Below are 25,538 nucleotides of genomic sequence, written 5' to 3' on the forward strand. Positions count from 1 at the left end.
TTCGTAGTTTATCTATTTTCCGAAGCATTGCATAACCCTAGTATATTTAACTAAATAAAAAGACACGAACATAAATTTGTTCGTGTCTTTTTCTATATTTATACTTCCATAATAATTGGTAATACCATTGGTCGACGTTTTGTTCTTTCATATAAGAATGGAGCGATTGTATCAGTAATCTCATTTTTGATCTCTGACCATTGGGTCGTTTTTCTTTCCATCACTTTATTCAAATGTTTAGCAACAAGTTTTTGTGCTTCATTAATTAAATCCTCAGATTCTCGCATATATACGAAGCCGCGAGAGATAATATCAGGACCTGATGCAATTTTAAATTCTTTCATATTAATACTTACAACTACAATTACCAGACCTTCTTCAGAAAGAATTCTTCGATCTCGTAATACGATATTTCCTATATCGCCAATTCCGCTTCCATCTACATACACGGAACCAGAAGGGATCTTACCTGCAATAGCTGCACTATCCTTACCAAGTGCTAGAACATCCCCATTGTCCATAACAAAGGACTGTGAAGGGTCTACATCACAAGCAGCGGCAAGTTTAATATGTTCCTTGAGCATTCTGTATTCCCCGTGAATTGGTAAGAAATATTTCGGTTTAATTAGTCTGAGCATTAGCTTTTGTTCTTCTTGGCTTCCATGACCAGATGTATGAATGTTGCTTAGCTTGCCATGAATAACATCTGCTCCTGCACGATACAATTTATTAATTGTTCTGCCAACACTTACTGTATTTCCAGGGATTGGTGATGAGGAAAATACAACAGTGTCTCCAGGTATAATCTGAATTTGTCGATGCGTCCCGTTCGCAATTCGAGAAAGGGCAGCCATTGGTTCACCTTGAGAACCAGTACATAAAATTGTTACTTCCTGGGCTGGAAAACGATTAATTTGATTTGCTTCAATGAACGTATCTTTAGGAGCCTGAATATAACCTAATTCTTGTCCAAGATTGATTGCTGATTCCATGCTACGGCCAAAGACAGCTACTTTTCGATTATGTTTGACAGCAGCTTCTACTACTTGTTGTAACCGATATATATTAGAGGCAAAGGTAGCAAATATCAATCTTCCATCTACTCTACTGAATATATCATTTATACTATCGCCAACAACTCGTTCGGACATGGTAAAGCCCGGTACTTCACTGTTGGTACTATCTGAAAGTAAGCAAAGTACGCCTTCTTTGCCTATTTCTGCCATTTTGGTAAGATTTGCTGGCTCTCCTACAGGGGTGAAGTCGAATTTGAAGTCACCAGTGTGTACGATGTTACCAGGAGGGGTTTTAACTACAATACCAAATGAATCAGGAATACTATGTGTTGTCCTGAAGAAACTAACGGATGTTTTTCGGAATTTAATAATATCGTCTTCTTTTAATGGGTTTAATTTTGCATTTCGTAATAAACCATGTTCCTCAAGTTTATTACGTATTAAGCCGAGCGCGAGTTTACCGGCATATATAGGCACATTAATTTCACGGAGAAGATATGGAATCCCCCCAATATGGTCTTCGTGTCCGTGCGTTACGAACAATCCTTTTATTTTATCTTGGTTTTGCACCAAATAGGTATAATCAGGGATGACGTAATCAATTCCCAATAGTTCATCTTCGGGAAATTTGATGCCGGCATCAATAAGAATAATCTCATCCTGGAATTGGACACCATACGTATTTTTACCAATTTCCCCGAGACCACCTAGTGCAAAAACTGCTGCTTGGTCATTTTTTACAAACTTCATTGTTTATACATTCTCCAATTTAAAATGTTCAGATTGCTTTTCATATTCCAGATGTGCCTTATCCAGTTCATGAACATACTCAATATTATAATTACGATCACTTAATTTAGACCGAACTTCCCGCACAGACTCGGCTTCTACATAGGTACTTAATGTTCTTTCACGAACAGGTATTTCACCAGGTAATTCCTGATATAAAACTTTAAAAATCATCTCATCTCTCCTATCAATTTTTCATTTCTATTTTAATATGAAAACACATATATTTTCTAATCCGTCTTATCCGTCATTAATATTGTTTGTTAAATCCGTACTCCCATTTTAACAACTTTCCCCTTAGCGATTGGTACTCTTATTGGCAGTCTTTCTCACAAGTTGTAGGTACTCGTCCTTGGCCTAAAAAATCTTTCCAACGTTTCTTAAGCTTTTCTTTTAGGCGTTTTAACATGGGGACATACAGCTCCTTTCATATATTAAGAAAAGCAGCAAAACATTCTACCGTCCAATCCCTCTTATTTATAGTATAGTATGATTTAAGGAATTTTGAAATAAAAATACATTATTTATAGAAATATTTTTTTTTGCGTCCTTTACTGAACTTTAGTTAAATCATTGTTATACTTATTTTTTACAGAGAATAGATTCTTATACATTAATTGAAGAGGTGTTGTATATTATGAAAAAAATTGTCTTTTTTGATATAGATGGAACGCTTTTAAATCATGAAAAAGAAATTCCCTCGTCAACAAAGCTAGCTATTGAAGAATTGAAAAACAATGATGTCTATGTTGCTATTGCAACAGGAAGGGCTCCCTTTATGTTTACTTCGCTAAGAGAAGAGCTTGGGGTTGACTCTTTCGTTAGTTTTAATGGTCAATATGTCATGTTCGAAGGAAAGGTTATCTATGAGAACCCTCTGGGTCAAAAAGAATTAACTATGCTTTATGAGCAAGCATCCACCAAAAACTTCCCAATGGTCTTTATGAATGAGAAGGAAATGAAAGCTTCTGAAAATGAACATCCTTTTATCAGTAAAAGTCTTGGTAGCTTAAAACATGATTACCCGGAGGTTGACCTTACATTTAAGGATAAAAATAAAATATACCAGGCATTATTATTTTGTGAAGAAAACGAAGAAGTTCCATTTATACCCAAAGATGATGCCTATCACTTTATTCGCTGGCATGATTACTCATGTGATGTTTTGCCTGGGGGAGGCTCCAAAGCAGTCGGAGTAAAAAAAATTGTGGAAGCAAGCGGGTTGAAACTTGAGAACTCTTTTGCTTTTGGGGACGGGCTTAACGATATTGAGATGATAAAGGAAGTAGGCATCGGCGTTTCTATGGGAAATGGCGTACTACCTCTTAAAGAAATTGCAGATTATGTAACTGATAATGTAGATGAAAATGGAATTTATAATGGATTAAAACATTTAGGTCTCATTTAAAGTAAGTTTTGTTTAATCTTCATTTCAAAAGATACAGCATAACAAAAGCAAAGCTACTCAATATTGACTAGCTTTGCTAGATATTTGTAATTGTATATAAATTTTCAAACCCATTAATACTACTAATACTACTAATACTACTGATTTAGTTACTATTATTCCACTGGGTTCGCATTTTCAGGAGTTATAAAAGGGTTCTCTTTATTTATATGATCATAAAACATGATCCCATTAAGGTGGTCGATTTCATGCTGTACCACGATGGCAGCATAACCTTTTAGCCTTAATTTAATTGGATTATTTTCTTTGTCGATTGCCTTCACAGTGATTCTGGCATTCCGAGGGACATAACCCTCCACATTTCTGTCTACAGACAAGCAACCTTCTCCGGATGAGAGATAAGATTTTTCTACAGAATGACTAATTATTTTCGGGTTTGCAAGAGCGTAGCTGTAGTGTTTGCCATCAGGGTCTTCAAAATGAACAGCAATCAGACGTTTGTTAATCCCCAATTGTGGAGCTGCAAGTCCTACTCCCGCACGTAAGTCATATTTAGCAGCAATTTCTTCATCCTGACTATTTTTTAAAAAGGTAAGCATATCATTTAATAATACTTTATTTTCTTGATTTAACGGTGTTTCTACACTTTCAGCCACCGTTCTCAACGATTTATGCCCTTCTCGAACAATGTCTTTCATAGTTATCATTTCATGCCACTCCCATTTCTTATCATTTGAACTTGCTTCCTATTTTATCATAACATGACCTTATTAATCATAGATTAAAAATAGAACCATCTATATTTGAATTAGACAGGCTGTTATCTATTCTATGTTATACTAAAAAAACAACCAGGAATTATAGGAGGTACTATGGGATGAGACGTGTACAAACAATAGGCTTTATACTTGTTATATGCTTGATTTTATTAGCTTCTTGTAGTGGGAAGAGTACAGAAGAGAAAATCCACAGTCAATTGGAAGAAGCCGTGAATAAGGAAGAAGTTTTTGAAGAACAACAAGAACCTATTACGGACTTAGAGAAGAAAGAACAGGAATTATATAATCAGATTATTGATTTGAGTATGGATGATTTTGATAAAATTAAAAATTTGTCAGAGAAAGCTATTAGTGTAATTAATGAACGCTCAGATAAAATCGCTACTGAAAAAGAAAGTATGGAATCTTCAAAAGAAGAATTTAAAAAAGCTGAAGAGCTAATTGGTAAATTGGAGGATTCTAAATTAAAGAAAAAAGGTCAGGAATTAGTTGAAGTAATGAATAACCGATATGATGTTTATTCTAAACTTAATAAAGCTTACAATACGTCATTAAAGCTGGAAAAAGAAATGTATAAAATGCTACAAAAAGAAGATGTTGAACAACAAGAGTTAACTAAAAAGATAGAAAAAATTAATCAAAGTTACGAAAAAGTACTAAACTATAACAAAAAGTTCAACGAATATACTGTTGAGTATAATGCAATCAAAAAAGACTTTTATGAACTAGCTGAGATGAATGTAAACTATGAAGATAATCCTGCTGGAGATGATTCAGCTGAGAAAAAATAATACTGAAATATCGGAACTGTATCTTAACAAAGGTGCAGTTTTTTTGTTGTATTAATACAGTGTGCACAAACCAATGTAACAGTGCTTTGTGCTTTCTGTAAATATTATACTGATTAGATTAGTAAGAAGCCGAACTGTTTGACCAAAAATAATATGTAAGATAGGATAGGAATAGATATTTGTTGTACTAATTATTTTCTCTTGATTTATATAACAGTTTGGATTATCTTAGAAGATGATTAAGTTAAATCAAGAAAGGGTACATGAATAAGTAGGAGTTATGCAGTTTTTTTGTCGTTTTGGGAAGGCTAGAAAAGATTACAATTATTAAGCTATAAGGAAAGGAAGAGGTGAACTATTTTGAAACACGTATTGGAAAGTGTTGAAAGTCAGTTCGAAATGTTCCAGATTCTTAATGAAAATGGAGAAATTATTAATAAAGATGATATGCCCGATCTATCAGATGAGGATTTAAAAGAGCTCATGCGCAGAATGGTATACACTCGTATATTGGATCAACGGTCCATTGCTTTAAATCGACAAGGCCGTTTAGGATTTTATGCTCCTACTGCAGGTCAGGAAGCTTCTCAGCTTGGAAGTCAGTTCGCACTGGAAAAAGAAGACTTTATTCTTCCTGGATATCGTGATGTTCCACAATTAATTTGGCATGGTTTGCCACTATATCAAGCATTCTTATTTTCAAGAGGACATTTCCATGGAAATCAAATGCCTGAAGGCGTAAATGCATTGAGTCCACAAATTATTATTGGAGCTCAATATGTACAAACAGCAGGTGTGGCTCTTGGAATGAAGAAACGTGGTAAAAAATCAGTAGCTGTAACTTACACTGGAGATGGGGGAACATCTCAGGGTGATTTTTATGAAGGAATTAACTTTGCTGGAGCTTACAAAGCACCTGCTCTATTCTTTGTTCAAAATAACTATTTTGCAATATCTGTGCCTGTTGAAAAGCAAACAAACGCAAAAACACTTGCACAAAAAGCAGTGGCAGCGGGTATTGAAGGTGTACAAGTAGATGGCATGGATGTCCTTGCCGTATATGCAGCAACAAAGCATGCTCGTGAACGTGCAATAAACGGCGAAGGTCCAATGCTTATTGAAACACTTACTTATCGTTATGGTCCTCATACAATGGCAGGTGACGACCCAACCCGTTATCGTACTGAAGACTTGGATAATGAATGGGAAAAGAAAGATCCACTTGTTCGTTTCCGTACTTTCTTAGAAAGTAAGGATTTATGGTCTGAAGAGGAAGAAAATAAAGTTATCGAACAAGCGAAAGACGATATTAAGAAGCAATCAAGAAAGCCGATGAGTATCCGAAACAAAAGGTTACCGACTTTATCGGAAATATGTTTGAAGAACTTCCAGTGAATTTGCAGGAGCAAATGGAAGAATACAAAGAAAAGGAGTCGAAGTAAATCATGGCACAAATGACAATGATTCAAGCAATTACTGACGCAATGCGCACAGAATTAAAAAACGACGAAAATGTGTTGGTTTTTGGAGAAGACGTTGGCCAAAATGGTGGCGTGTTCCGTGCAACAGAAGGACTACAAGATGAATTCGGAGAAGAACGTGTATTTGACACGCCTCTAGCCGAATCAGGCATTGGTGGTCTTTCAATTGGGCTGGCGTTGCAAGGTTATCGACCAGTGCCGGAAATCCAATTCTTCGGCTTCGTATATGAAGTAATGGACTCAATTAATGGTCAAATGGCTAGAATGAGATATCGTTCAGGTGGTACACATACTTCACCAATTACAATTCGTTCACCATTTGGAGGTGGAGTTCATACTCCAGAACTACACGCAGATTCCTTAGAAGGTTTAATTGCTCAGCAACCTGGTATAAAGGTCGTAATTCCTTCCACGCCTTATGATGCCAAAGGACTTTTAATTTCATCTATTCGAGATAACGATCCTGTTCTATTTTTAGAACACATGAAATTATACCGTTCTTTCCGTGGTGAAGTACCTGAAGAAGAATATACTATTGACTTAAGTAAAGCGGATGTAAAAAGAGAAGGTAAAGATGTAACATTAATAGCATATGGCGCAATGGTTCACGCTTCTTTAAAAGCAGCAGAGGAAATGGAGAAAGACGGTATTAACGCAGAAGTAATTGATCTGCGAACTGTATCGCCAATTGATATTGATACGATTGTTGAATCTGTTAAGAAGACAAACCGTGTAGTAGTAGTGCAAGAAGCTCAACGTCAGGCCGGAGTAGCTGCTAATGTAGTAGCTGAAATTCAAGAACGAGCTATATTACATTTAGAAGCACCAGTGCTTCGTGTAACTGCACCTGACACTGTATATTCTTTTTCTGCTGCCGAGGAAGTATGGTTGCCAAATCACAAGGATATTATAGAAAAAGTAAATCAAGTATTGAATTTTTAATAAAACGAACAGGAGGTCGTCATAATGGCATATGTATTTAAATTGCCTGATATTGGTGAAGGAATCCATGAGGGTGAAATTGTTAAATGGTTTATCAAAGAAGGCGATGAAATTAAAGAAGATGATGTTTTATGTGAAGTGCAAAATGATAAAGCTGTCGTAGAAATTCCATCTCCTGTGGACGGCACAGTTAAAAAACTGCATGTAGATGAAGGTACTGTTGCAGTTGTTGGGGACTCGTTGATTACATTTGATGCTGAAGGTTATGAATCTGACGAGCCAGAAGAAGAGGAACAAAAAGAATCAGAAGAGCAAACTTCCGAAGATAGTAAAAAAGAAGAAAAGAAAGAGGAGAAAGAAGAAAAGAGCACTTCTCCTAAAAAAGAAAAGTCAGAGACTTCAAATTCAGATGAGCGTGTTATTGCTATGCCATCTGTACGGAAATATGCACGCGATCATGAAATAGATATTCATGAAGTAACTGGTTCCGGGAAAAATGGCAGGGTTCTGAAAGAAGATGTAGATAAATATCTTAGTGGTGATCAAGCTACAACTAATGAGCAAGAAGAGCCTAGTGAAGCAGAAGCCACTGAAAGCACATCTCAACCAGCTTCTGCACCTAAAGGGGAATATCCTGAATCACGAGAAAAAATGAGTGGTATCCGTAAAGCAATCGCAAGCGCAATGGTTAATTCAAAAACAAAAGCTCCTCATGTTACTTTAATGGATGAGGTTGATGTAACTGAGCTTGTGGCGCATCGTAAGAAATTTAAAGCTGTAGCTGCTGAACAGGAAATTAAATTAACTTATCTTCCTTATGTAGCTAAGGCATTAGTTTCTGCATCTAAGAAATTTCCTATTTTAAATGCAGCAGTGGATGATGAAACAAACGAAATTATTCACAAGCATTATTATAATATTGGTATCGCAGCAGATACTGAAAAAGGATTGCTTGTTCCAGTAGTTAAAGACGCCGATCGTAAATCTATTTTTGCTATTTCACAGGAAATTAATGAATTGGCAGAAAAGGCTCGAAGTGGTAAACTAACATCTGAAGAGATGAAGGGTGCATCAAATACAATTACAAATATTGGTTCTGCCGGTGGACAATGGTTTACACCAGTTCTTAATTATCCAGAAGCAATTATTTTGGGTATTGGTCGAATTGCCGAGAAGCCAATTGTACGTGATGGAGAAATTGTGATTGCACCTGTCCTTGCATTATCACTAAGCTTTGATCATCGCATTGTCGATGGAGCAACCGCACAGCTGGCTCTAAATCAAATAAAGCGACTATTGAACGATCCACAATTAATTATGATGGAGGCGTAAATTATGGTAGTAGGAGATTTTCCAATTGAAGTAGATACAATGGTTGTAGGAGCAGGCCCAGGCGGTTACGTTGCCGCTATTCGCGCTGCACAGCTTGGCCAAAAAGTCACCATTGTAGAAAAAGGTACCCTTGGTGGTGTATGTCTTAACGTTGGGTGTATCCCATCAAAAGCACTTATTCAAGCCGGACATCTAACAGAGTACGCTCATGGAAACGAAGAGTTAGGAATTAAATCAGAAAACGTAACAGTTGATTTTTCTAAAGTTCAAGAATGGAAAGGAAAAGTAGTAAATAAATTAACATCAGGTGTTGAAGGACTTTTAAAAGGTAATAAGGTTGATATCGTTAAAGGTGAGGTTTATTTTGTTGATAAAAATACAGCAAAAGTAATGGATGAAAAAAATTCTCAGACCTATACATTTAACAACTGTATTATTGCTACAGGTTCAACACCTATAGAAATCCCAGGATTCAAGTTCTCTGAGCGTGTGCTTGATTCAACAGGAGCACTAAATCTAAATGAAATCCCTGAGAAAATGGTTGTTATCGGTGGAGGTTATATTGGTACTGAACTTGGAACAGCTTACGCTAATTTCGGTACTGAGGTAACAATACTGGAAGGTACAAAAGATATTCTCGGTGGATTTGAAAAGCAAATGACTCAAACCGTTAAAAAACGCTTGAAGAAAAAAGGCGTAAAAATAATTACAGAAGCAATGGCCAATGGTGCTGAAGAAACTTCTGACGGTGTTAAAGTGTCATATGAAGCTAAAGGTAAAGAAGAAACAATTGAAGCAGATTATGTACTTGTTACTGTAGGTCGACGTCCTAATACAGAGGAAATAGGGCTTGAACAGGTTGGTATAGATAAAGACGATAAAGGTCGTATTAAAATTGACAAGCAATGTCGTACCTCTGTAGACAATATCTATGCTATTGGTGATATTGTTGAAGGAATGCCTCTTGCGCATAAAGCTTCCTATGAAGGTAAAGTTGCTGCGGAAGCAATTAGTGGAGAAAAATCAGAAGTTGATTATATCGGAATGCCTGCAGTTGTATTCTCTGATCCCGAACTGGCTACAGTGGGTTATTCAGAAAAAGATGCAAAAGATGCAGGATACAAAGTAAAGGCTTCTAAATTCCCGTTTGCTGCAAATGGTCGGGCTCTATCCTTAAATAATAGTGATGGTTTTATGAAGCTAATAACTCGTGAAGAAGACGGGTTAGTAATTGGAGCTCAAATAGCTGGACCTAATGCAAGTGATATGATTGCCGAATTAGGATTAGCAATTGAAGCAGGAATGACAGCTGAGGATATTGCGCTTACTGTTCATGCACATCCTACACTTGGAGAAATTACTATGGAAGCAGCTGAAGTTGCTTTAGGTACACCAGTTCATATGATGAAATAAAAAAAGGAGCGAAATGCTCTTTTTAGTGGTCTTATTTTTCTACAAATTTCTCCAATGTATTCACAATCTTTGATTTATCTTGATCACCTGACAGGCGAGAAACAGTTTGACCGTTTTTACTAATAATCAATGTTGTTTCCTCGATTTCTGATAACCGTGCAGCTTCCTCTTTAGTCATTTCTCCTGTCTGTACATTTTTAAAAGCAGTTGGATACTTAGCTTTTAATTCAATTATCGCATCAATATACAGATTTCTATTATGATCACTTTTTGCATCAGAAAATAGTGATACATCATAATCTAGTGGCTGAAAAGTAACTACATCTATAACTTTATTATTCGATTTTGCACAGCCGGAAAATGGTATTAGAATTAGAATGAATATTAATATAACTATGAGCTTAATTTTCAAGCTAATCACGCCCTTTTGGGAAAAATAAAAGTAGTTATTATCATATATTCTTAGTTTAACAAAAAAATATGTCTAATTTAGTCGTGTTATCAGATGGTAAAATAATAGAAATTGGACTGTCTTATTAGTAATATATCTGTTGTATAAAAAGGTTATGTTTCAAATTAGTTTCTTTTTGGCTTATACTAATTTGTAGAAGGACATCTTAGGGGGAGGCAGAAGGATGAAAAAAGTAGGAGTATTAGTTTTCATCGTAATCGCTATTGTATTATTGTCAGCATGTAGCAGTACGCCTGAAGAAAGTACACAAGAAAAAAGCACTGATCAAGACAAAGCTGAGCAACAGGAAGACCAACATTCTGATAGTGAAGAAAAGGAAGAAGAAGGTAAAGAAGCAGAAGAAGTATCAGAGGAAGTGAAAGAACCAAAGTATGAAGTAACAGAAAAAGCATCCATTGTTCCTATTGACAGTGCGGAAGAAAAAGTAGTGTTAATTACAATCGATGATGCACCCGATAAGTATTCATTGGAAATGGCCAATAAACTAAAGGAACTTAATGTAAATGCTATATTTTTTGTGAATGGTCATTTTATTGAATCAGAGGAAGGCGCTCAGAAGCTAAAGAAATTACACGATATGGGTTTTATTATTGGCAATCACACTAAAACTCATGCAAATCTTAAAAAAATAACAAAAGAAGAACAGCGAGAGGAAATATTATCTGTAAGTGATCGTGTTGAGGAAATTATTGGAGAACGTCCATTATTCTTCCGTGCACCTCATGGAGCGAATACTGATTATTCGAGGAAATTAGCTGCTGAAGAAGGTATGACATTAATGAATTGGACCTATGGTTACGATTATTTTGAACCATATATGGATGCTAATAAATTAGAACAAGCAATGATCAGTGGAGAAGGTCCAGAAGTGGGGGTAGATTATTCCTTACTTAAACCAGGAGCGAATCTACTAATGCATGACAGAGAATGGACGAACACTGCATTACCTGGAATCATTAAAGGACTCCGAGATAAAGGATATAAAATGGTGGATCCTGCATTGATTAAAACAAAAAATATGTGAAGTACCCCTGCAATTGGACAGATTTTTTAGCGGAAAATCGTCCTATTGCAGGTTTTTTTGTTTGCAAAAAAGTTTTTATACAGCAAAGATTATTCCATAATGAGGTAAATAGATATATTGCGACTTAACTTGTGGTGTTTAAAGTGTGAAAAATAGCTTTGTTGTTGGAAAGCTCACTGAAATATTGAATCTGATTGCATTACCGCTACGGAAAATACTGCGCTTTTCGGGGGCGGCTGATGAGCCTCCTCATGCTATCGCATTCCGGGGTCTCACCGATGCCTCATCTCCCCCAGAAGTCTCCGTATTTTCCTCCGCTAAAGTGTTACTTTTTAGCGATAAATGAATTTAGTATTAGATGTAAAAAGGTCACTTTATATCGTCAAGTACAAGTGAAAGGCCCACTCCGCATTTGAAATATTAAAGCTCATACAAATTGATTGGAGTGGAGGGCGGCAAAGAAGACACTGTGAGGTAACGAACAGATGTCGCGCTTGTACCCGGAGGTGTGAAAGCGTCCGCATGCAACGAAAATCAATGGGGCACTTCTCCTCAAATATTTCACTGAGTTTTCCATCAATAAATTTACGTCGCAGTTTCCTTCAACTACGAAGAAACAAAATAAGTTTGTCTCCTCAATAGTTGCAGTAGTGACGAAAAAATTTCCGTTGTTGTTTTTAATATTTGAAATAAGTTATATTTTGAAAGTGGTGTCATCGTATTTTATCAAATTAAATTATTTTTAAATGTGTATAAAGTATGTGATGTTACTGAGGTAGGTATTTTAGTTATTGGATACATGGAGATAACATATTATTTAATGTGATATACTAATTTGGGGTTGAAAAATGAAATGTGACATATTATAATATGTATACGCTAACATAATTTACGGAAAAGGAGTGGACCAGATGGGCACAATTGTTTGTCAAGATTGCCAGACAGTAATCGATCATTATAATGAAGAGAAAGTAACTACCCTTTATGGAACATGTCCGACTTGTAATGAAAATAAATAATTTTAGATAAAGTATATTAATAAAAAGGCTGCAATTTATAAATTGCAGCCTTTTTATTAATAGAATTATGTTATTTAAAACATATCGCTTTTTCAATCAAATAGCTATCAAGTGGCTCTTATAACTAAGTAAAGGGTTTATGCTCTTTAATAACGTGTATAGTCTCCAGTGTCTCATCCTGTAACCCCTGCACAGGCAGTCCAGCACGTATATTTTTGTGGATATAATTTATATTTTCTTCTGTAATAATTTCTCCCGGGATGAAAATCGGTATCCCCGGAGGATAGACCATAATGGATTCCGCACTGATTCTACCCGCTGCAGAACAAAAAGGGATAATTTCTGTCTCTGCATAAAAGGCATCTCTTGGTGTTAAAGCTAATAACGGTATATCAGGGATGGATACTTGTACATCTTTACCGCAAATTGTCTCTGTATTGCTTTCATCCAACCTTTTTAGTGCATGAACTAATTTTCCTGCAGATTCCTTTGTGTCTGCTGGAGTAATAATGCATAAAATATTATAAAGATCGGATAACTCTACCTCTATAGAGAAATTCTCCCTTAGCCATACCTCTGCATCATAACCTGTAATCCCTAAATCTTTTACAGATATAATAAGTTTTGTAGGATCGAAACTGTAGGCAGCTTCCGTTCCAATGATTTCATGTGCTGCACAGTAAACGTAATTTAAGCTGTTTATCTGTTTTCTTGTATCATTTGCTAATCTTAGTGCTTCATCTACTAATGTAAATCCATTAGTAGCAAGTTGCTTTCTGGCAGTATCTAAGGATGCTAATAATAAGTAAGATGTGGAGGTAGTTGTCAGCATCGACATGATTGTTTGTACTTTCTTGTGAGATACGCGTGTTCCCTGAAGGTTCAAAATGGAACTTTGCGTTAGAGATCCGCCAAGTTTGTGAACACTCGTAGCTGAAAGGTCAGCACCAGCTTGCATAGCTGAGAGAGGAAGCTCCTCATGAAAGTGTATATGCACACCATGTGCTTCATCAACTAACACTGGTATATCATATTTATGACTAATGCGTACGATTTCCTCTAAATCAGCAGCGACACCGAAATAAGTAGGGTTGATTACTAGTACTGCTTTTGTATCTGGATGAGCTTTAATTGCTTTTTTAACTGAATTTGGGGTAATACCATGAGAAATACCGAGTTTCTCATCGAGTTCTGGCTGTATAAAGATTGGAATGGCACCAGAAAAAATTATTGCTGATGTAACAGATTTATGCACATTTCTTGGAACAATAATTTTGTCACCCGGATTACATACGCTTAATACCATAGTCATTATTGCTCCACTCGTTCCTTGAACAGAAAAATAAGTATAGTCAGCACCAAAGGCGTAAGCTGCAAGCTCTTGTGCATCTTTAATTATTGCATGAGGATGATGCAAGTCATCCAAAGGCTCTATATTAATTAAATCAATTGAGAATACAGCGTCTCCGAGAAAATTGCGGAATGTAGGCTCTGCAGCTTTCCCTTGTTTATGACCTGGGATGTGAAACGCAATTGGGTTCTTCTCTATATGATTCAGTAGTCCAGTGAATAAAGGTGTTTTATGTTGGTTAATCATCTTTCTTACCTCAATTTCTTCAGTATAAATAACTAGAGTATTATAGCAAATAATATCCTATAATTCTACTTCGATTTTTCGATAGCCTTATTATGGGTAGGGATGGTAACATAGTAATAATTAAAGTTATGGTTAGATTTTTAAGTTATTAATTAATGAGCTGGCACATAATATAAACTTTTAGGAGGTAAGCCTTATGAAATGGGAAACTAGAATTTCGAAACTTCTGGGTATTAAATATCCGATTATTCAGGGGGGACTAGCATATCTTGCATATGCTGATTTGGCAGCAGCCGTCTCTAATGCGGGCGGATTAGGACAGATTACAGCTATGAGTTTATCAAGCACCGACGAATTAAGAAATGAAATTCGCAAATTAAGAAAAATGACGACAAATCCTTTTGGTGTAAACTTTGCCATTGGAGAGCACGGTAGACCTTTTGAGCATATGGTCGAGGTTGCAATTGAAGAAAAAGTGCCTGTTATATCTGTGACAGGTGGGAATCCTAAAAAGGTACTTGATATGGTGAAAGAACAACCTATTAAAAAGCTAGTTCTCGTAGCTGCTCGAAGACAGGCAGAAAAGGCAGAAGAATTGGGAGCAGATGCTGTCATGGTTGTAGGTCAAGATGGTGGTGGCCATCTTGGGCGAAGTGATGTGGGAACCTTTACACTAACTCCCCAAGTAGTTGAAAATGTATCCATTCCTGTTATTGCTTCTGGAGGAATAGTGGATGGTAGAGGAATGTTGGCAGCTCTTGCTTTAGGAGCGGAAGGAATAGAGATGGGGACTCGCTTTATTGCTACGAAGGAATGCGTTCATGCCCATCCAATTTATAAGCAAGCAATCATAGACGCCGATGAAAACTCCACTGTGGTTATTAAGCGTACCTTAGGAACGCCGGCTAGAGCTTTAAAGAACCCATGGACAGACAAGATTCTAAATGTCGAAAAGGAAGACGGGGGATATGAAGCCTTAAAGAATTTTATTAGTGGCGATGCCAATAAACGTTATATTTATGATGGTAAGGCAGAGGAAGGTTTTGGCTGGAGTGGACAAGGAGCAGCCAGAATACATGATTTACCGTCAGTTAAAGAGTTAATCGGAACAATGGTACTGGAAGCAGAAAAAATAAAAGAAAAATTATAAGACTAACCAGGAGGTTCAATATGAGTTATCACTATCCAATCGATGATAGTTGGACAACCCAAGAAATAATTGACGTTGTACAATTTTTTTCATTAATAGAACAAGCATATGAAAAAGGAGCCGCCAGACAGGATATAGCATTGTTATATCGTAAGTTCAAACAAATAGTCCCTTCAAAAAGTGAAGAGAAAAAACTGTTTGCAAATTTCCAGCAACAATCAGGCTATTCCAGTTTTCAAGTAGTAAAAAAATTAAAAGAGACGGAGCAAGGTATCATAAAAATGAAAGAGGGACATGCTTAAGTATGCCCCTCTTTCATTTTTATTTACTTCTCAATGCCATTTGATAAAAAGGAATTAAACTGTTAAAAGTATCTTTTACAGTAATGATAAATTTGTCCCCATTTTTCACACGTAAATCCGTACTAGGAAGATGTTGACCTATTAAAAATTCAGCTTTTTTTACATCACGGAAACGTTCCACGTCTTTCTTTTCAAGCTGTTTGAGGCTAATTGAAGTCTTCTTTGTATGGTCAAGTGATATTCTGTAATAATCTGGAAGTTTCTCTAATGTTTGGTAATTATCCAGAAATGTTTGTGCAATTTCTTTCTTGTGATCCAATTCATAAATAAGAGCAAGCCAAATAAATACGTGGTCATCAAACAGACCAATTTGAAAATGGGGATGTTTCTTATAACCGCGTTTATTATCGGCTATGGCAAGCCAGGTATCTTTTGGCGGATTTACTGTCCTTCTAGCATGTTTGGCAATGTGCAGATATACTTCGTTTCCTAATTGCGCTGATAAATAATCAACCATATAGCTACCTAATTCTTGAAACTTTGGTTGGATTCTTGATTGTATTGCTTCCATTCGCTCATCTAAGCCATTTATTGAAAATGTATCGAAATCATGCTGGTTAAAACCATCAAAATTCATTTATATCTTCCCTTCTCTTTTTCCTGAACTATTTATAATAATTATTATTAAATTTTTATAGCAATACGTCAAGTAAGTGAACTTATATCCTTTGTGTGAGTTGGTTTATGTTTAAAAACATCGAAATTTGGGAATTGATAAGTCAACTAACTGATTTTCAGAAAATTTATTGAACAAAATTGTAAGACAGTCATAAACATATTAAAAGGATGCTGAAAGGTTGTGAATCAAGTGAAATATGTAATGGAGGCCCTGAGACGAAAAGAAGCTGAGGAAAAATTACCTGTCATCCGTATGGAAATTGATTATGAATTGGTAACTCTCCATGATGCCCTGAAAGCAGAAGATAAAGTGCAAATTATTAAATCAAAAGAAAAATTGAAGCAGCTTAGAGAACAGCTGCTAAAAATTGAGAATGAGTAAAGAACTCCAATAAACCTTCAACAGTTTAATACAATGTTGAAGGTATTTTATTTCTCTTAAGAAAAATCGTAGACAATGAATAAATCCTTTTAATTTGATAGTATAGAATAAACAGTAGATAGGGGATGCGATATGAACACAGTAGAATTAGACAAAATATTTGACCAAGCTAAGTCTTGGGTTCTTGAAGCAGGAGAGACGATTAGAACGAAAATTAACGATCCATTAACAATCAATACGAAGTCCAATCCAAACGATTTAGTAACTGAAATGGATAAGGAAACAGAATTATTTTTTGCGGAAAAAATAAAAGACACTTATCCTGATCATCTAATTTTAAGTGAGGAAGGATTTGGCGATGACATCGATTCACTGAATGGCACAGTTTGGATTATTGATCCTATTGACGGAACAATGAATTTTGTTCATCAAAAAAGAAATTTTGCTATTTCTATTGGTATTTATCAAGATGGAGTTGGGGAAATAGGGCTTATCTATAATGTAATGGAGGATGTTCTGTATAGTGCAATCCGAAATAAAGGTGCTTATAAAAATGAAGAGAAGCTTCCTTTATTATCTGAATCAGTTAAGATTGAAGAAGCGATCTTAGGGCTAAACCATTTCTGGTTATGCGAAAATAGATTAGTAAGAGAACAAACGATGCAGCAATTGGTTAGGAAAGTACGGGGAACACGAACATACGGTTCAGCAGCATTAGAGTTTGCATACGTTGCAGAAGGTATCATGGATGGATATCTGACGATGAGACTATCTCCATGGGATATAGCAGCTGGAGTTATTATAGTGAATGAGGTTGGAGGAATAACTACGGATATTAATGGTGATAAGTTAAATATGATTAAAAGTAATTCGGTTTTTACTTGTAACCCACGTGTCCAGCATATTATCCTTGATGATTATTTAAGAAAAGGAAGAAAGTGATTCATAAATGAATCACTTTCTTTTCCTTCTGGATAATCCATAACCCATAATAGCAAAACCTAGGAAGATAAATAATAAAACAAGCCAAACGTTGCGGTAAGCAATGGCAACACCAACAGCAACAAACATAGAGATCACTAAAATTGCTAACAATAGTTTTGAAATATTAATTCCTTTCATAAGGCCACCTCAATTTCTTTCAAAACACAGTATATCTCAAAATGCTAAGATATTCAAAAAGAACAATTAGTGAAATATATGTGAAATAACTAGCATGAACCAAAAAGATTTAGTATGATGGTAAAAGGTTTTTAAGAATTAAAATGGATAATGATTAATGGGGGAGAATGATGGAGACGAATTACAGTCTTATTTTGGATTTACTTATACATTTTTTCGGTACAGATCATATATTTTGGATTTTTTACATATTAAATTTAGTATTTGGTTCCATATCATTTAAGTTAGGGTTTGCTCGAGAGTTACCTATTTTAAAAACCATTATTGTTTATATTATGCTTGCAATTGGAACGTTCATCTTGACGATATTTAGCATCATGAATCTTCCTATTACGGAGAGCTTAATCCTTATCGCTTTGGTGTTGGGCATTTATAGATATAGACTACATAAGCAACGAACAGCTACCAAATAAAAAACGTCTTTCAAGACGTTTTTTTATATGAAATCATTTTTCTTTTTTTTCTCTTTATACAATTGAAAATCCCCAGTGGCATGTCGTTCATATGTTTTCTTTTCAATACGCTCATAGCAATCTTGGCATAAATACATATGAATTCTTCTATTTCTCAGACGTTTAGCTTGTAAAGAATCATCCTCAATTGACTCAACTGTATCACAAATGGAGCATTTAACTTGCATAATGTCACCTCTAATTTCAAGCCTCTAAATAGTTCTTTTATTTTATTTTAACATAAGAACATTGAATGAAGAAATACAGATTCACGTTTTATTCTTTCATATCGGGGAATAAATAAGTAAGACCACATTGTAATAGAAAGGACGATTTCATGAAAAAAAGATTTATTGCTTCCGCTGTAGGTGCAACTGGTGCTATTGCTGCAACTGGTATGTATCTGAAAGACAAAAATAACCGTGATAAAGTAATGTACAAGGCAAAAGGAATGAAAAATAAGTTGCTGAATAATAACTTAAAAGAGCCATTTGAGGATGCTGGTGTGCCTGATCAGTCTGAATCAAAAGATTTAGCTCAATTAGAAAACTCAAAAATGGTATCTGAGGGTTCACAATTTGGTGTTCAATATTATAATGAATATAAGAAAGAGAATACAAGTGAAAATGAACAAAATTAGAAAGAAGATTGCCTGCTTTATCAGGCAATCTTCTTTCTATTATTTATTCTTCTGATGGTTTGATTGTTCTTCTTGAATTTGGTCTAATTGTTTTTGCTCTTCTTCAGGTAGTACTTCTTTATTTTGGTCTGGGTCTACAGGTTGATCATCCTGAATTGGAAAATCAGGCATATATCTACCAACGATGGCTGCGAGTTCATCTACAACACCTTGAACAGGGTGACCTTGTTTAATTTTATTTCCCATATTACGAATTCTTTCTGTTGCATCTGCATCAGCAACTACGACTGCGGTTTTACCATAAGGATCATGGTAAAGAGCTTCTGAAACTGAATATTTTAAAGTTCCAACACGAGATCTGTCTAAATCTTTATCAACGTCAATACCCACTACAGCATACGGACCTGCCACAACCGCAGATGCCCCTCGGACATTCGGAACATCGCTGGCGATATTTGCGAGACGGTCGGCTATTTCTTTATTGGAGAGGTTTTGTAAATCAGTTGGTTCTGAGTTTTTAACCTGTAAGAACTGCTGGTTGTTCTCTTTACTCTCCAAGGCTTCTTCTTCATTTTGTTGGCATCCGGCTATAACAAACATAATTATCAGCACTTGAACAAGATATAGCTTTTTCTGCATTATTTATCACTCCTTCTTATCACTTGCTATATTAGTTATTTTTAGATAGAAGGGTTTAATTTATACAGGGGTTTAGCTTAAGAGATATTTATATTAGATAAATCATTGGTTTGAATCCACAATGTTTAGAATTTGAGTTTTAATTTTTGGATGTATCTTTTTTTACGAGCTAACAGGGAGAGAGAAGACGGAACTAATCCAATAATTAAAACTACAGGTTCAAAATCCCTAATTTCCTAAATAAAAAAAGCTGCCACATGTATGTGAACAGCTTTCTTTCTTGTTAGTTAATAACAATCTTTTTAATGCCTACGATTGGATCGTTGATATTAACTCCATCTTGATAAAGAAAGTGCACCGGGCCATTTTCTTTTAATGGTTTTCCATCTATGGCAAAAAGAAAGTATCCTTCCTTTAGATCGTCAATAGATATATTGTAATCTCCATTTTCTGTAACAAGCGTTACATCTTCTACATCGGTTTTTATTTCGGCATTGTTAATAAAATCCTTTAATGGCATTACATACGAGCTAGTGAGTATCTTTTCTCTCTCAAATTGTTTTATGCTACGATTTACCGGAGGCTTATGAAATTGTGGGTCCAATTCCTTTTCCCAACGTTTAGAAGCCTTCTCGATTTCATCTGTTTCCTCTGCTGTTGAGAGTTTATTTTCGGTTAATTCCTCTAGCAATATTTTCCTGTCGTCAAAAATCCATACAGTAGGATCAAGAGTGATAGAATATGTCACATTTCCAATAATTGGTACAATCATTTTTTCACCTCATTAATTAAGTCTCTACTAAGAATAGCAGAATAACATTAATATTTCATTTCATTGGATTTAAAAAATAATATTTTGTTTGCAATTTTTTCAAGCAAACGATAATATAATATAGAAGGAAGTCTTTTTAAATGGAGGGATTTATTTGATGCCTGAGATGACAGTAAATCATCGTGAAAAAGCCCACGCCCTTCTTAAGGCTGATGCTGACAAAATTTTACGATTAATAGAAGTTCAAATAGAAAATTTAACAATGCCTCAGTGCCCGTTGTATGAAGAAGTGTTGGACACGCAGATGTTCGGTTTATCCAGGGAAATTGATTTTGCTGTTCGTTTAGACTTGATCAGCGAAGATGAAGGCAAAGCACTTCTCGAAAACCTTGAGAGGCAGCTTAATATACTACATGAAGCAGCGCAAAACTCATTGTGACATACTAATGTACACAAAAAGGCGTTAATGTTAAATTAGCAAAAACTTTGCCTACATAATATTTGGCAAGGTTTTTTTGTTTATATAAACTCAAAAATTAGATGAGAGTAGAAAAATAATACAACAATGTGTTATACTATTGTTAAATGTGTTATCATATTTTTCTATTTCATCTTAATCATTACATAGTAGGGAGAAGTAAGATGATACAGAAATTAAAAGATTATGATTTTACATTAATAATTACACCCATTCTTCTAGCTGCCTTTGGTATGGTGATGATCTATAGTGCCAGTATGGTAACTTCTATTGTAGAGGGATATGAAAGTACTCATTATCTGATGAAACAATTGCAATGGTTTGTAATTGGCTTAGCAGGATTTATCTTTTGTAGTATATTTCCTTATAAGTATTATCAGAAATTAATGAAGATAATAATTTTATTTGTGATTCTTTTATTGGTAGGTGTTTTGCTTTTTGGTACTACAATTAACAATGCGAAATCTTGGTTTTCATTTGGACCAATAAGTCTGCAACCTGCAGAACTTGCTAAACTTGCCCTTATCATGTATTTAGCTTCTGTGTATTCAAAAAAACAGTCGTATATTAATGAATTTACAAAAGGAGTTCTCCCGCCGCTTGTTTTAACGGGGATTATTTTGTCCTTAATAGTGCTGCAACCGGATATTGGTACAGCGTCTATTATATTTCTAATAGCTTGTTCAGTAATTTTCAGTGCAGGCATTCGTTTCAAGCATCTATTTATATTGATAGGGATTGGCTTGGTAATTTTGGCAATTGCCATTCCAAATATGGTAACGGATGTCAGAATATCCAGATTTACTGGGGCCTATCAACCATTTCAGGCACCAGAAGATGGGGGATATCATCTTATTCAGTCATACTTAGCAATTGGTGGCGGTGGAATTACTGGAGAAGGTTTGGGGCAGAGTGTACAGAAGCTTGGTTATCTCATGGAAGCACATACTGATTTTATTATGGCCATAATTGCTGAAGAACTTGGTTTTGTAGGTGTAATGATTGTAATTGGTATGATAGCAACCATTGTCTTACGTGGAATATTTATATCAAGCAAATGTCAAGATAGTTTTGGCTCCCTACTAGCTATAGGTATTTCATCCATGATTGGACTTCAAGCATTCATTAATTTAGGTGCAATTAGCGGGGTTTTACCAATTACCGGAGTACCACTTCCGTTTGTGAGTTATGGAGGTTCTTCTCTTCTTGTATTAATGATTTCAATGGGAATAATGAATAATATTGCCATGTCAGTGAAGAAAGCAGAACGAACACCAGTTACTGAACATAAAAAGACGGAACCACATATATATCAAAATAGAGGAGGAAGAACATGGCAGAAGTAAATAAAATTAATAAAGTACTTGTAGCAAATCGTGGAGAGATAGCAATAAGAGTTTTTCGTGCTTGTACGGAACTGAATCTTAGGACAGTAGCTATATACTCAAAAGAAGACTCAGGTTCTTATCATCGCTATAAAGCCGATGAATCTTATTTAATCGGTGAAGGCAAAAAACCTATTGATGCATACTTGGATATTGAAGGAATTATTGAACTAGCCAAAAGTGTTGGTGTTGATGCAATACACCCGGGTTATGGATTTTTATCCGAAAACATAAACTTTGCCAAACGTTGTGAAGAAGAGGGAATAATCTTCATTGGTCCTACAAGTGAGCATCTACATATGTTCGGCGATAAAGTGAGAGCAAGGTCACAAGCGGTTAAAGCAGGTATTCCTGTCATCCCGGGTACTGATGGCCCTGTAAGTTCAATGGAGGAAGTGAAAGATTTCGGCCAAAAGTTCGGCTACCCTATAATTATTAAAGCTTCACTGGGTGGTGGAGGACGTGGGATGCGCATTGTTAGAAGCGAAAAAGGTCTTGAAGATGCGTATGATCGTGCAAAATCAGAGGCTAAAGCCGCATTTGGTAATGACGAAATATATGTAGAAAAGCTAATTGAAAACCCAAAACATATTGAAGTACAAATTATTGGTGACAAAGATGGAAATATTGTTCATCTGTATGAGAGAGACTGTTCTGTACAGCGGCGTCATCAAAAAGTAGTGGAAGTAGCACCGAGTCTATCGTTGAACGAAGAGTTGCGGATGGATATTTGTGATGCTGCTGTTAATTTAATGAAAAATGTTAGTTACATCAATGCGGGAACTGTAGAGTTCTTAGTAACAAATAACGAATTCTTTTTTATTGAAGTTAATCCGAGAGTACAAGTAGAGCATACTATTACAGAAATGATAACTGGTGTGGATATCGTTCAAACACAAGTTAAGATTGCAGAAGGAAGAAACATTCACGATAACTCAATAGGAATCCCTTCCCAGGAAGCAATTGTAACAAATGGATTTGCTATTCAATCAAGGGTAACTACAGAAGACCCGTTAAATAACTTTATGCCTGATACTGGAAAGATTATGGCTTATCGAACAGGCGGAGGATTTGGTGTACGGTTGGATGCTGGTAACGGTTTCCAAGGTGCGGTCATTTCCCCTCACTATGATTCATTATTGGTAAAAGTTTCAACTTGGGCATTGACTTTTGACCAAGCTGCACAAAAAATGGTCAGAAATCTGAAAGAATTTAGAATACGGGGTATTAAAACGAATATTCCTTTCTTGGAAAATGTAATATTGCACAAAAATTTCTTAACGGGTGAATACGATACCACTTTTATTGATCAAACTCCTGAGTTATTTGTTTTTCCTAAGCGGAAAGATCGAGGGACAAAGATGCTCACGTATATTGCTAATACAACTGTAAATGGAATGGATGGTGCGGAAAAGAAACGGAAGCCAGTTTTTCCAAAGTTGGAAGTACCTTCTGTGAATCATTTGGAACCTGTACCACGAGGAACGAAACAAATACTTGATGAACAGGGACCAGAGGGGTTAGCCAAGTGGTTAAAAGAACAAAAAGAAGTTATGCTTACTGATACAACTTTTCGTGATGCACACCAATCTTTATTAGCTACAAGAGTTAGAACAAAGGATTTAACAAGGATTGCTGAACCAACAGCAAGATTATTGCCAAACTTGTTTTCCGTGGAAATGTGGGGAGGAGCTACCTTTGATGTTGCTTATCGCTTCTTAAAAGAAGATCCTTGGGAGAGATTGCTGAATTTACGGAAGGAAATGCCAAATGTATTATTTCAGATGTTATTGCGGGCAAGCAATGCAGTTGGCTACAAGAACTATCCTGATAACTTAATTAAAGAATTTGTCGGCAAAAGTGCAGAAGCCGGTATAGATGTATTTCGAATCTTTGATAGCTTAAATTGGGTCGAAGGTATGAAGCTTGCAATAGAGTCGGTTAGAGAGAATGGTAAAATCGCAGAGGCTTCCATGTGTTATACAGGAGATATTCTTGATAAAGGCCGCTCGAAATATGATCTCACTTACTACGTAAATCTGGCTAAGGAGCTTGAGCTAGCTGGTGCGCATATTTTAGGGATTAAAGACATGGCTGGTCTGCTTAAACCAGAAGCAGCCTATCAATTAATTACCTCTCTAAAGGAATCTATTGATCTACCAATTCATCTTCATACACATGATACAAGTGGGAACGGTATTTTGACTTATTCTCGTGCCATTGATGCAGGAATAGATGCTGTAGATGTAGCAGCAAGTTCTATGGCAGGCTTAACATCGCAACCTAGTGCACAATCACTATACCACGCATTGCAAGGGTCTGAACGACAACCGAATATAAATGTGAACGCATATGAAAAACTTTCTCATTACTGGGAAGGTATTAGAGAGTATTACCAGGACTTTGAAAGTGGAATGAAAGCACCTCATTCGGAAGTATATTTTCATGAAATGCCTGGCGGGCAATATAGTAACCTACAACAACAAGCAAAGGCAGTTGGTTTAGGTGATCGCTGGAATGAAGTGAAAGCGATGTTCCGACAGGTAAATGACATGTTTGGGGATATCGTAAAAGTAACTCCTTCTTCAAAAGTGATTGGCGACATGGCATTATTTATGGTGCAAAATGATTTGACAGAAGATGATATTTATGAAAAAGGAGAATCTATTGATTTTCCTGATTCTGTTATTGAATTTGCCCAAGGCTATATCGGCCAACCATACCAAGGCTTTCCACAAGAATTGCAGCGGATAATTCTAAAAGGGAGAGAATCTATAAAAGTTCGTCCTGGCGAATTACTTGATCCTGTTAATTTTACAGCATTAAAAGAAAATCTGTTTAAAACATTGGATCGACAAGTAACTAGTTTTGATATGATTGCATATGCTCTTTATCCTAAAGTATTTATGGATTACCATCGTTTTTACGAAACATATGGTGATATGTCGGTACTGGATACACCTAGTTTTTTCTATGGCATGAGATTGGGTGAGGAAATTGAAGTGGAAATTGAGCAAGGAAAGACGTTAATTGTAAAATTGGTATCTATCTCAGAGCCACAAATAGATGGAACAAGAGTAGTGTATTTTGAATTAAATGGCCAGGCTCGTGAAGTTGTTGTCAAAGATGAAAGTATAAAGGGAGCTATCACAGCTCGACCACAGGTTGACAAGACAAATAATAAGCAAATTGGCGCGACGATGCCGGGTACAGTTATAGAAGCTCTTTGTAAAAAAGGTGATCAGGTTAACAAAGGAGACTACCTCCTGATTACAGAAGCTATGAAGATGGAAACAACAGTACAGGCGCCATTTTCGGGGGTAATTAAAGAGATTTATGTTGCGAATGGAGAGGCTATCGCTGTTAATGATTTATTAATTGAGTTTGAGTAATAAAACAAATATAGTTACGGATG

26 protein-coding genes and 1 pseudogene are annotated in these 25,538 nt (G+C 35.8%); 17 read left to right on the forward strand and 10 right to left on the reverse strand.

Annotated features, from left to right (window positions below):
• Positions 1 to 98: 98 nt before the first annotated feature.
• Together rnjA and JCM12304_RS10880 are read right to left on the reverse strand one after the other, a co-directional pair.
• Positions 99 to 1,766 carry a ribonuclease J1 gene (rnjA, locus tag JCM12304_RS10875; RefSeq protein ID WP_019378964.1) on the reverse strand — a complete coding sequence of 556 codons (1,668 nt, stop codon included), beginning with the start codon at positions 1,764 to 1,766 and terminating at the stop codon, positions 99 to 101.
• A 3-nt stretch (positions 1,767 to 1,769) separates the two neighbouring features.
• Complete coding sequence (locus JCM12304_RS10880; protein WP_019378963.1) at positions 1,770 to 1,979, reverse strand: DNA-dependent RNA polymerase subunit epsilon; 210 nt, start codon at positions 1,977 to 1,979, stop codon at positions 1,770 to 1,772.
• A gap of 463 nt (positions 1,980 to 2,442) precedes the next feature.
• Between JCM12304_RS10880 and JCM12304_RS10885 the strand changes: the two genes are divergently transcribed.
• The gene (locus JCM12304_RS10885; protein WP_060680355.1) at positions 2,443 to 3,213 is read left to right on the forward strand and encodes a Cof-type HAD-IIB family hydrolase; all 771 of its coding nucleotides are present in this window, start codon (positions 2,443 to 2,445) and stop codon (positions 3,211 to 3,213) included.
• A 155-nt stretch (positions 3,214 to 3,368) separates the two neighbouring features.
• On the opposite strand, the gene def is transcribed toward JCM12304_RS10885, so the two are convergent.
• Positions 3,369 to 3,920, reverse strand: coding sequence for a peptide deformylase (def, locus tag JCM12304_RS10890; protein ID WP_019378961.1), 552 nt, complete (start codon positions 3,918 to 3,920; stop codon positions 3,369 to 3,371).
• Between the two features lie 170 nt (positions 3,921 to 4,090).
• Between def and JCM12304_RS10895 the strand changes: the two genes are divergently transcribed.
• From JCM12304_RS10895 to lpdA, 5 genes and pseudogenes are all read left to right on the forward strand, one after another.
• The gene (locus JCM12304_RS10895; protein WP_060680357.1) at positions 4,091 to 4,783 is read left to right on the forward strand and encodes a YkyA family protein; all 693 of its coding nucleotides are present in this window, start codon (positions 4,091 to 4,093) and stop codon (positions 4,781 to 4,783) included.
• Positions 4,784 to 5,182: 399 nt separating this feature from the next.
• Positions 5,183 to 6,225 (forward strand): annotated as a pseudogene (gene pdhA, locus JCM12304_RS10900) (pyruvate dehydrogenase (acetyl-transferring) E1 component subunit alpha).
• Between the two features lie 3 nt (positions 6,226 to 6,228).
• The gene (locus JCM12304_RS10905) at positions 6,229 to 7,206 is read left to right on the forward strand and encodes an alpha-ketoacid dehydrogenase subunit beta (protein ID WP_019378958.1); all 978 of its coding nucleotides are present in this window, start codon (positions 6,229 to 6,231) and stop codon (positions 7,204 to 7,206) included.
• A 24-nt stretch (positions 7,207 to 7,230) separates the two neighbouring features.
• Complete coding sequence (locus JCM12304_RS10910; protein ID WP_019378957.1) at positions 7,231 to 8,538, forward strand: dihydrolipoamide acetyltransferase family protein; 1,308 nt, start codon at positions 7,231 to 7,233, stop codon at positions 8,536 to 8,538.
• 3 nt (positions 8,539 to 8,541) lie between these two features.
• The gene (lpdA, locus tag JCM12304_RS10915) at positions 8,542 to 9,951 is read left to right on the forward strand and encodes a dihydrolipoyl dehydrogenase (protein ID WP_060680359.1); all 1,410 of its coding nucleotides are present in this window, start codon (positions 8,542 to 8,544) and stop codon (positions 9,949 to 9,951) included.
• Between the two features lie 31 nt (positions 9,952 to 9,982).
• On the opposite strand, the gene JCM12304_RS10920 is transcribed toward lpdA, so the two are convergent.
• Positions 9,983 to 10,363, reverse strand: coding sequence for a thioredoxin domain-containing protein (locus tag JCM12304_RS10920; RefSeq protein WP_019378955.1), 381 nt, complete (start codon positions 10,361 to 10,363; stop codon positions 9,983 to 9,985).
• 223 nt (positions 10,364 to 10,586) lie between these two features.
• On the opposite strand from JCM12304_RS10920, the gene JCM12304_RS10925 reads away from it, so the two are divergent.
• The gene (locus tag JCM12304_RS10925) at positions 10,587 to 11,447 is read left to right on the forward strand and encodes a polysaccharide deacetylase family protein (RefSeq protein ID WP_019378954.1); all 861 of its coding nucleotides are present in this window, start codon (positions 10,587 to 10,589) and stop codon (positions 11,445 to 11,447) included.
• Between the two features lie 911 nt (positions 11,448 to 12,358).
• Positions 12,359 to 12,466 (forward strand): GapA-binding peptide SR1P, encoded by a 108-nt coding sequence (locus tag JCM12304_RS19080; protein ID WP_071649108.1) that lies wholly within the window; start codon positions 12,359 to 12,361, stop codon positions 12,464 to 12,466.
• 124 nt (positions 12,467 to 12,590) lie between these two features.
• On the opposite strand, the gene JCM12304_RS10935 is transcribed toward JCM12304_RS19080, so the two are convergent.
• Complete coding sequence (locus JCM12304_RS10935) at positions 12,591 to 14,060, reverse strand: aminotransferase class I/II-fold pyridoxal phosphate-dependent enzyme (RefSeq protein ID WP_060680421.1); 1,470 nt, start codon at positions 14,058 to 14,060, stop codon at positions 12,591 to 12,593.
• Positions 14,061 to 14,259: 199 nt separating this feature from the next.
• Between JCM12304_RS10935 and JCM12304_RS10940 the strand changes: the two genes are divergently transcribed.
• Positions 14,260 to 15,213, forward strand: coding sequence for an NAD(P)H-dependent flavin oxidoreductase (locus tag JCM12304_RS10940; protein WP_060680363.1), 954 nt, complete (start codon positions 14,260 to 14,262; stop codon positions 15,211 to 15,213).
• 20 nt (positions 15,214 to 15,233) lie between these two features.
• Entirely contained in the window at positions 15,234 to 15,515 is a 282-nt protein-coding gene (locus JCM12304_RS10945; protein WP_019378711.1) for a UPF0223 family protein, read from the forward strand.
• 19 nt (positions 15,516 to 15,534) lie between these two features.
• Here JCM12304_RS10945 and JCM12304_RS10950 read toward each other — a convergent pair whose 3' ends face one another.
• A complete protein-coding gene (locus tag JCM12304_RS10950) occupies positions 15,535 to 16,152 on the reverse strand; it encodes a YktB family protein (protein WP_060680365.1) in 618 nt (205 codons plus the stop codon).
• A gap of 222 nt (positions 16,153 to 16,374) precedes the next feature.
• Between JCM12304_RS10950 and JCM12304_RS10955 the strand changes: the two genes are divergently transcribed.
• The gene (locus JCM12304_RS10955) at positions 16,375 to 16,575 is read left to right on the forward strand and encodes a YkzI domain-containing protein (RefSeq protein WP_019378709.1); all 201 of its coding nucleotides are present in this window, start codon (positions 16,375 to 16,377) and stop codon (positions 16,573 to 16,575) included.
• Between the two features lie 132 nt (positions 16,576 to 16,707).
• A complete protein-coding gene (locus JCM12304_RS10960; RefSeq protein ID WP_019378708.1) occupies positions 16,708 to 17,517 on the forward strand; it encodes an inositol monophosphatase family protein in 810 nt (269 codons plus the stop codon).
• A gap of 12 nt (positions 17,518 to 17,529) precedes the next feature.
• On the opposite strand, the gene JCM12304_RS19590 is transcribed toward JCM12304_RS10960, so the two are convergent.
• A complete protein-coding gene (locus tag JCM12304_RS19590) occupies positions 17,530 to 17,697 on the reverse strand; it encodes a DUF5325 family protein (protein WP_019378707.1) in 168 nt (55 codons plus the stop codon).
• A gap of 170 nt (positions 17,698 to 17,867) precedes the next feature.
• Here JCM12304_RS19590 and JCM12304_RS10965 point away from each other — a divergent pair, with 170 nt between their 5' ends.
• Positions 17,868 to 18,170: a YlaH-like family protein gene (locus tag JCM12304_RS10965; protein ID WP_019378706.1), complete on the forward strand. Its 303-nt coding sequence runs from the start codon at positions 17,868 to 17,870 to the stop codon at positions 18,168 to 18,170.
• Between the two features lie 23 nt (positions 18,171 to 18,193).
• Here the strand turns inward: JCM12304_RS10965 and JCM12304_RS10970 are convergent, their stop codons facing one another.
• Positions 18,194 to 18,397 carry a YlaI family protein gene (locus tag JCM12304_RS10970; protein WP_060680368.1) on the reverse strand — a complete coding sequence of 68 codons (204 nt, stop codon included), beginning with the start codon at positions 18,395 to 18,397 and terminating at the stop codon, positions 18,194 to 18,196.
• 149 nt (positions 18,398 to 18,546) lie between these two features.
• Here JCM12304_RS10970 and JCM12304_RS10975 point away from each other — a divergent pair, with 149 nt between their 5' ends.
• Positions 18,547 to 18,849 carry a YbyB family protein gene (locus JCM12304_RS10975; RefSeq protein WP_060680370.1) on the forward strand — a complete coding sequence of 101 codons (303 nt, stop codon included), beginning with the start codon at positions 18,547 to 18,549 and terminating at the stop codon, positions 18,847 to 18,849.
• Positions 18,850 to 18,888: 39 nt separating this feature from the next.
• On the opposite strand, the gene JCM12304_RS10980 is transcribed toward JCM12304_RS10975, so the two are convergent.
• Complete coding sequence (locus tag JCM12304_RS10980; RefSeq protein WP_060680372.1) at positions 18,889 to 19,488, reverse strand: YhcN/YlaJ family sporulation lipoprotein; 600 nt, start codon at positions 19,486 to 19,488, stop codon at positions 18,889 to 18,891.
• Positions 19,489 to 19,771: 283 nt separating this feature from the next.
• Positions 19,772 to 20,260, reverse strand: a complete 489-nt coding sequence (locus JCM12304_RS10985; protein WP_060680374.1) for a hypothetical protein — start codon at positions 20,258 to 20,260, stop codon at positions 19,772 to 19,774.
• A 157-nt stretch (positions 20,261 to 20,417) separates the two neighbouring features.
• Between JCM12304_RS10985 and JCM12304_RS10990 the strand changes: the two genes are divergently transcribed.
• From JCM12304_RS10990 to pyc, 3 genes are all read left to right on the forward strand, one after another.
• Positions 20,418 to 20,699 (forward strand): Fpa/YlaN family protein, encoded by a 282-nt coding sequence (locus JCM12304_RS10990; protein WP_019378701.1) that lies wholly within the window; start codon positions 20,418 to 20,420, stop codon positions 20,697 to 20,699.
• Between the two features lie 203 nt (positions 20,700 to 20,902).
• The gene (ftsW, locus tag JCM12304_RS10995) at positions 20,903 to 22,084 is read left to right on the forward strand and encodes a putative lipid II flippase FtsW (protein ID WP_019378700.1); all 1,182 of its coding nucleotides are present in this window, start codon (positions 20,903 to 20,905) and stop codon (positions 22,082 to 22,084) included.
• Entirely contained in the window at positions 22,072 to 25,515 is a 3,444-nt protein-coding gene (gene pyc, locus JCM12304_RS11000) for a pyruvate carboxylase (RefSeq protein ID WP_060680376.1), read from the forward strand. Before ftsW ends, pyc begins: the two co-directional genes overlap by 13 nt.
• Positions 25,516 to 25,538 lie beyond the last annotated feature (23 nt).

It is taken from the genome of Virgibacillus halodenitrificans JCM 12304 (assembly GCF_001310895.1).
GTDB lineage: Bacteria > Bacillota > Bacilli > Bacillales > Amphibacillaceae > Virgibacillus_Q > Virgibacillus_Q halodenitrificans.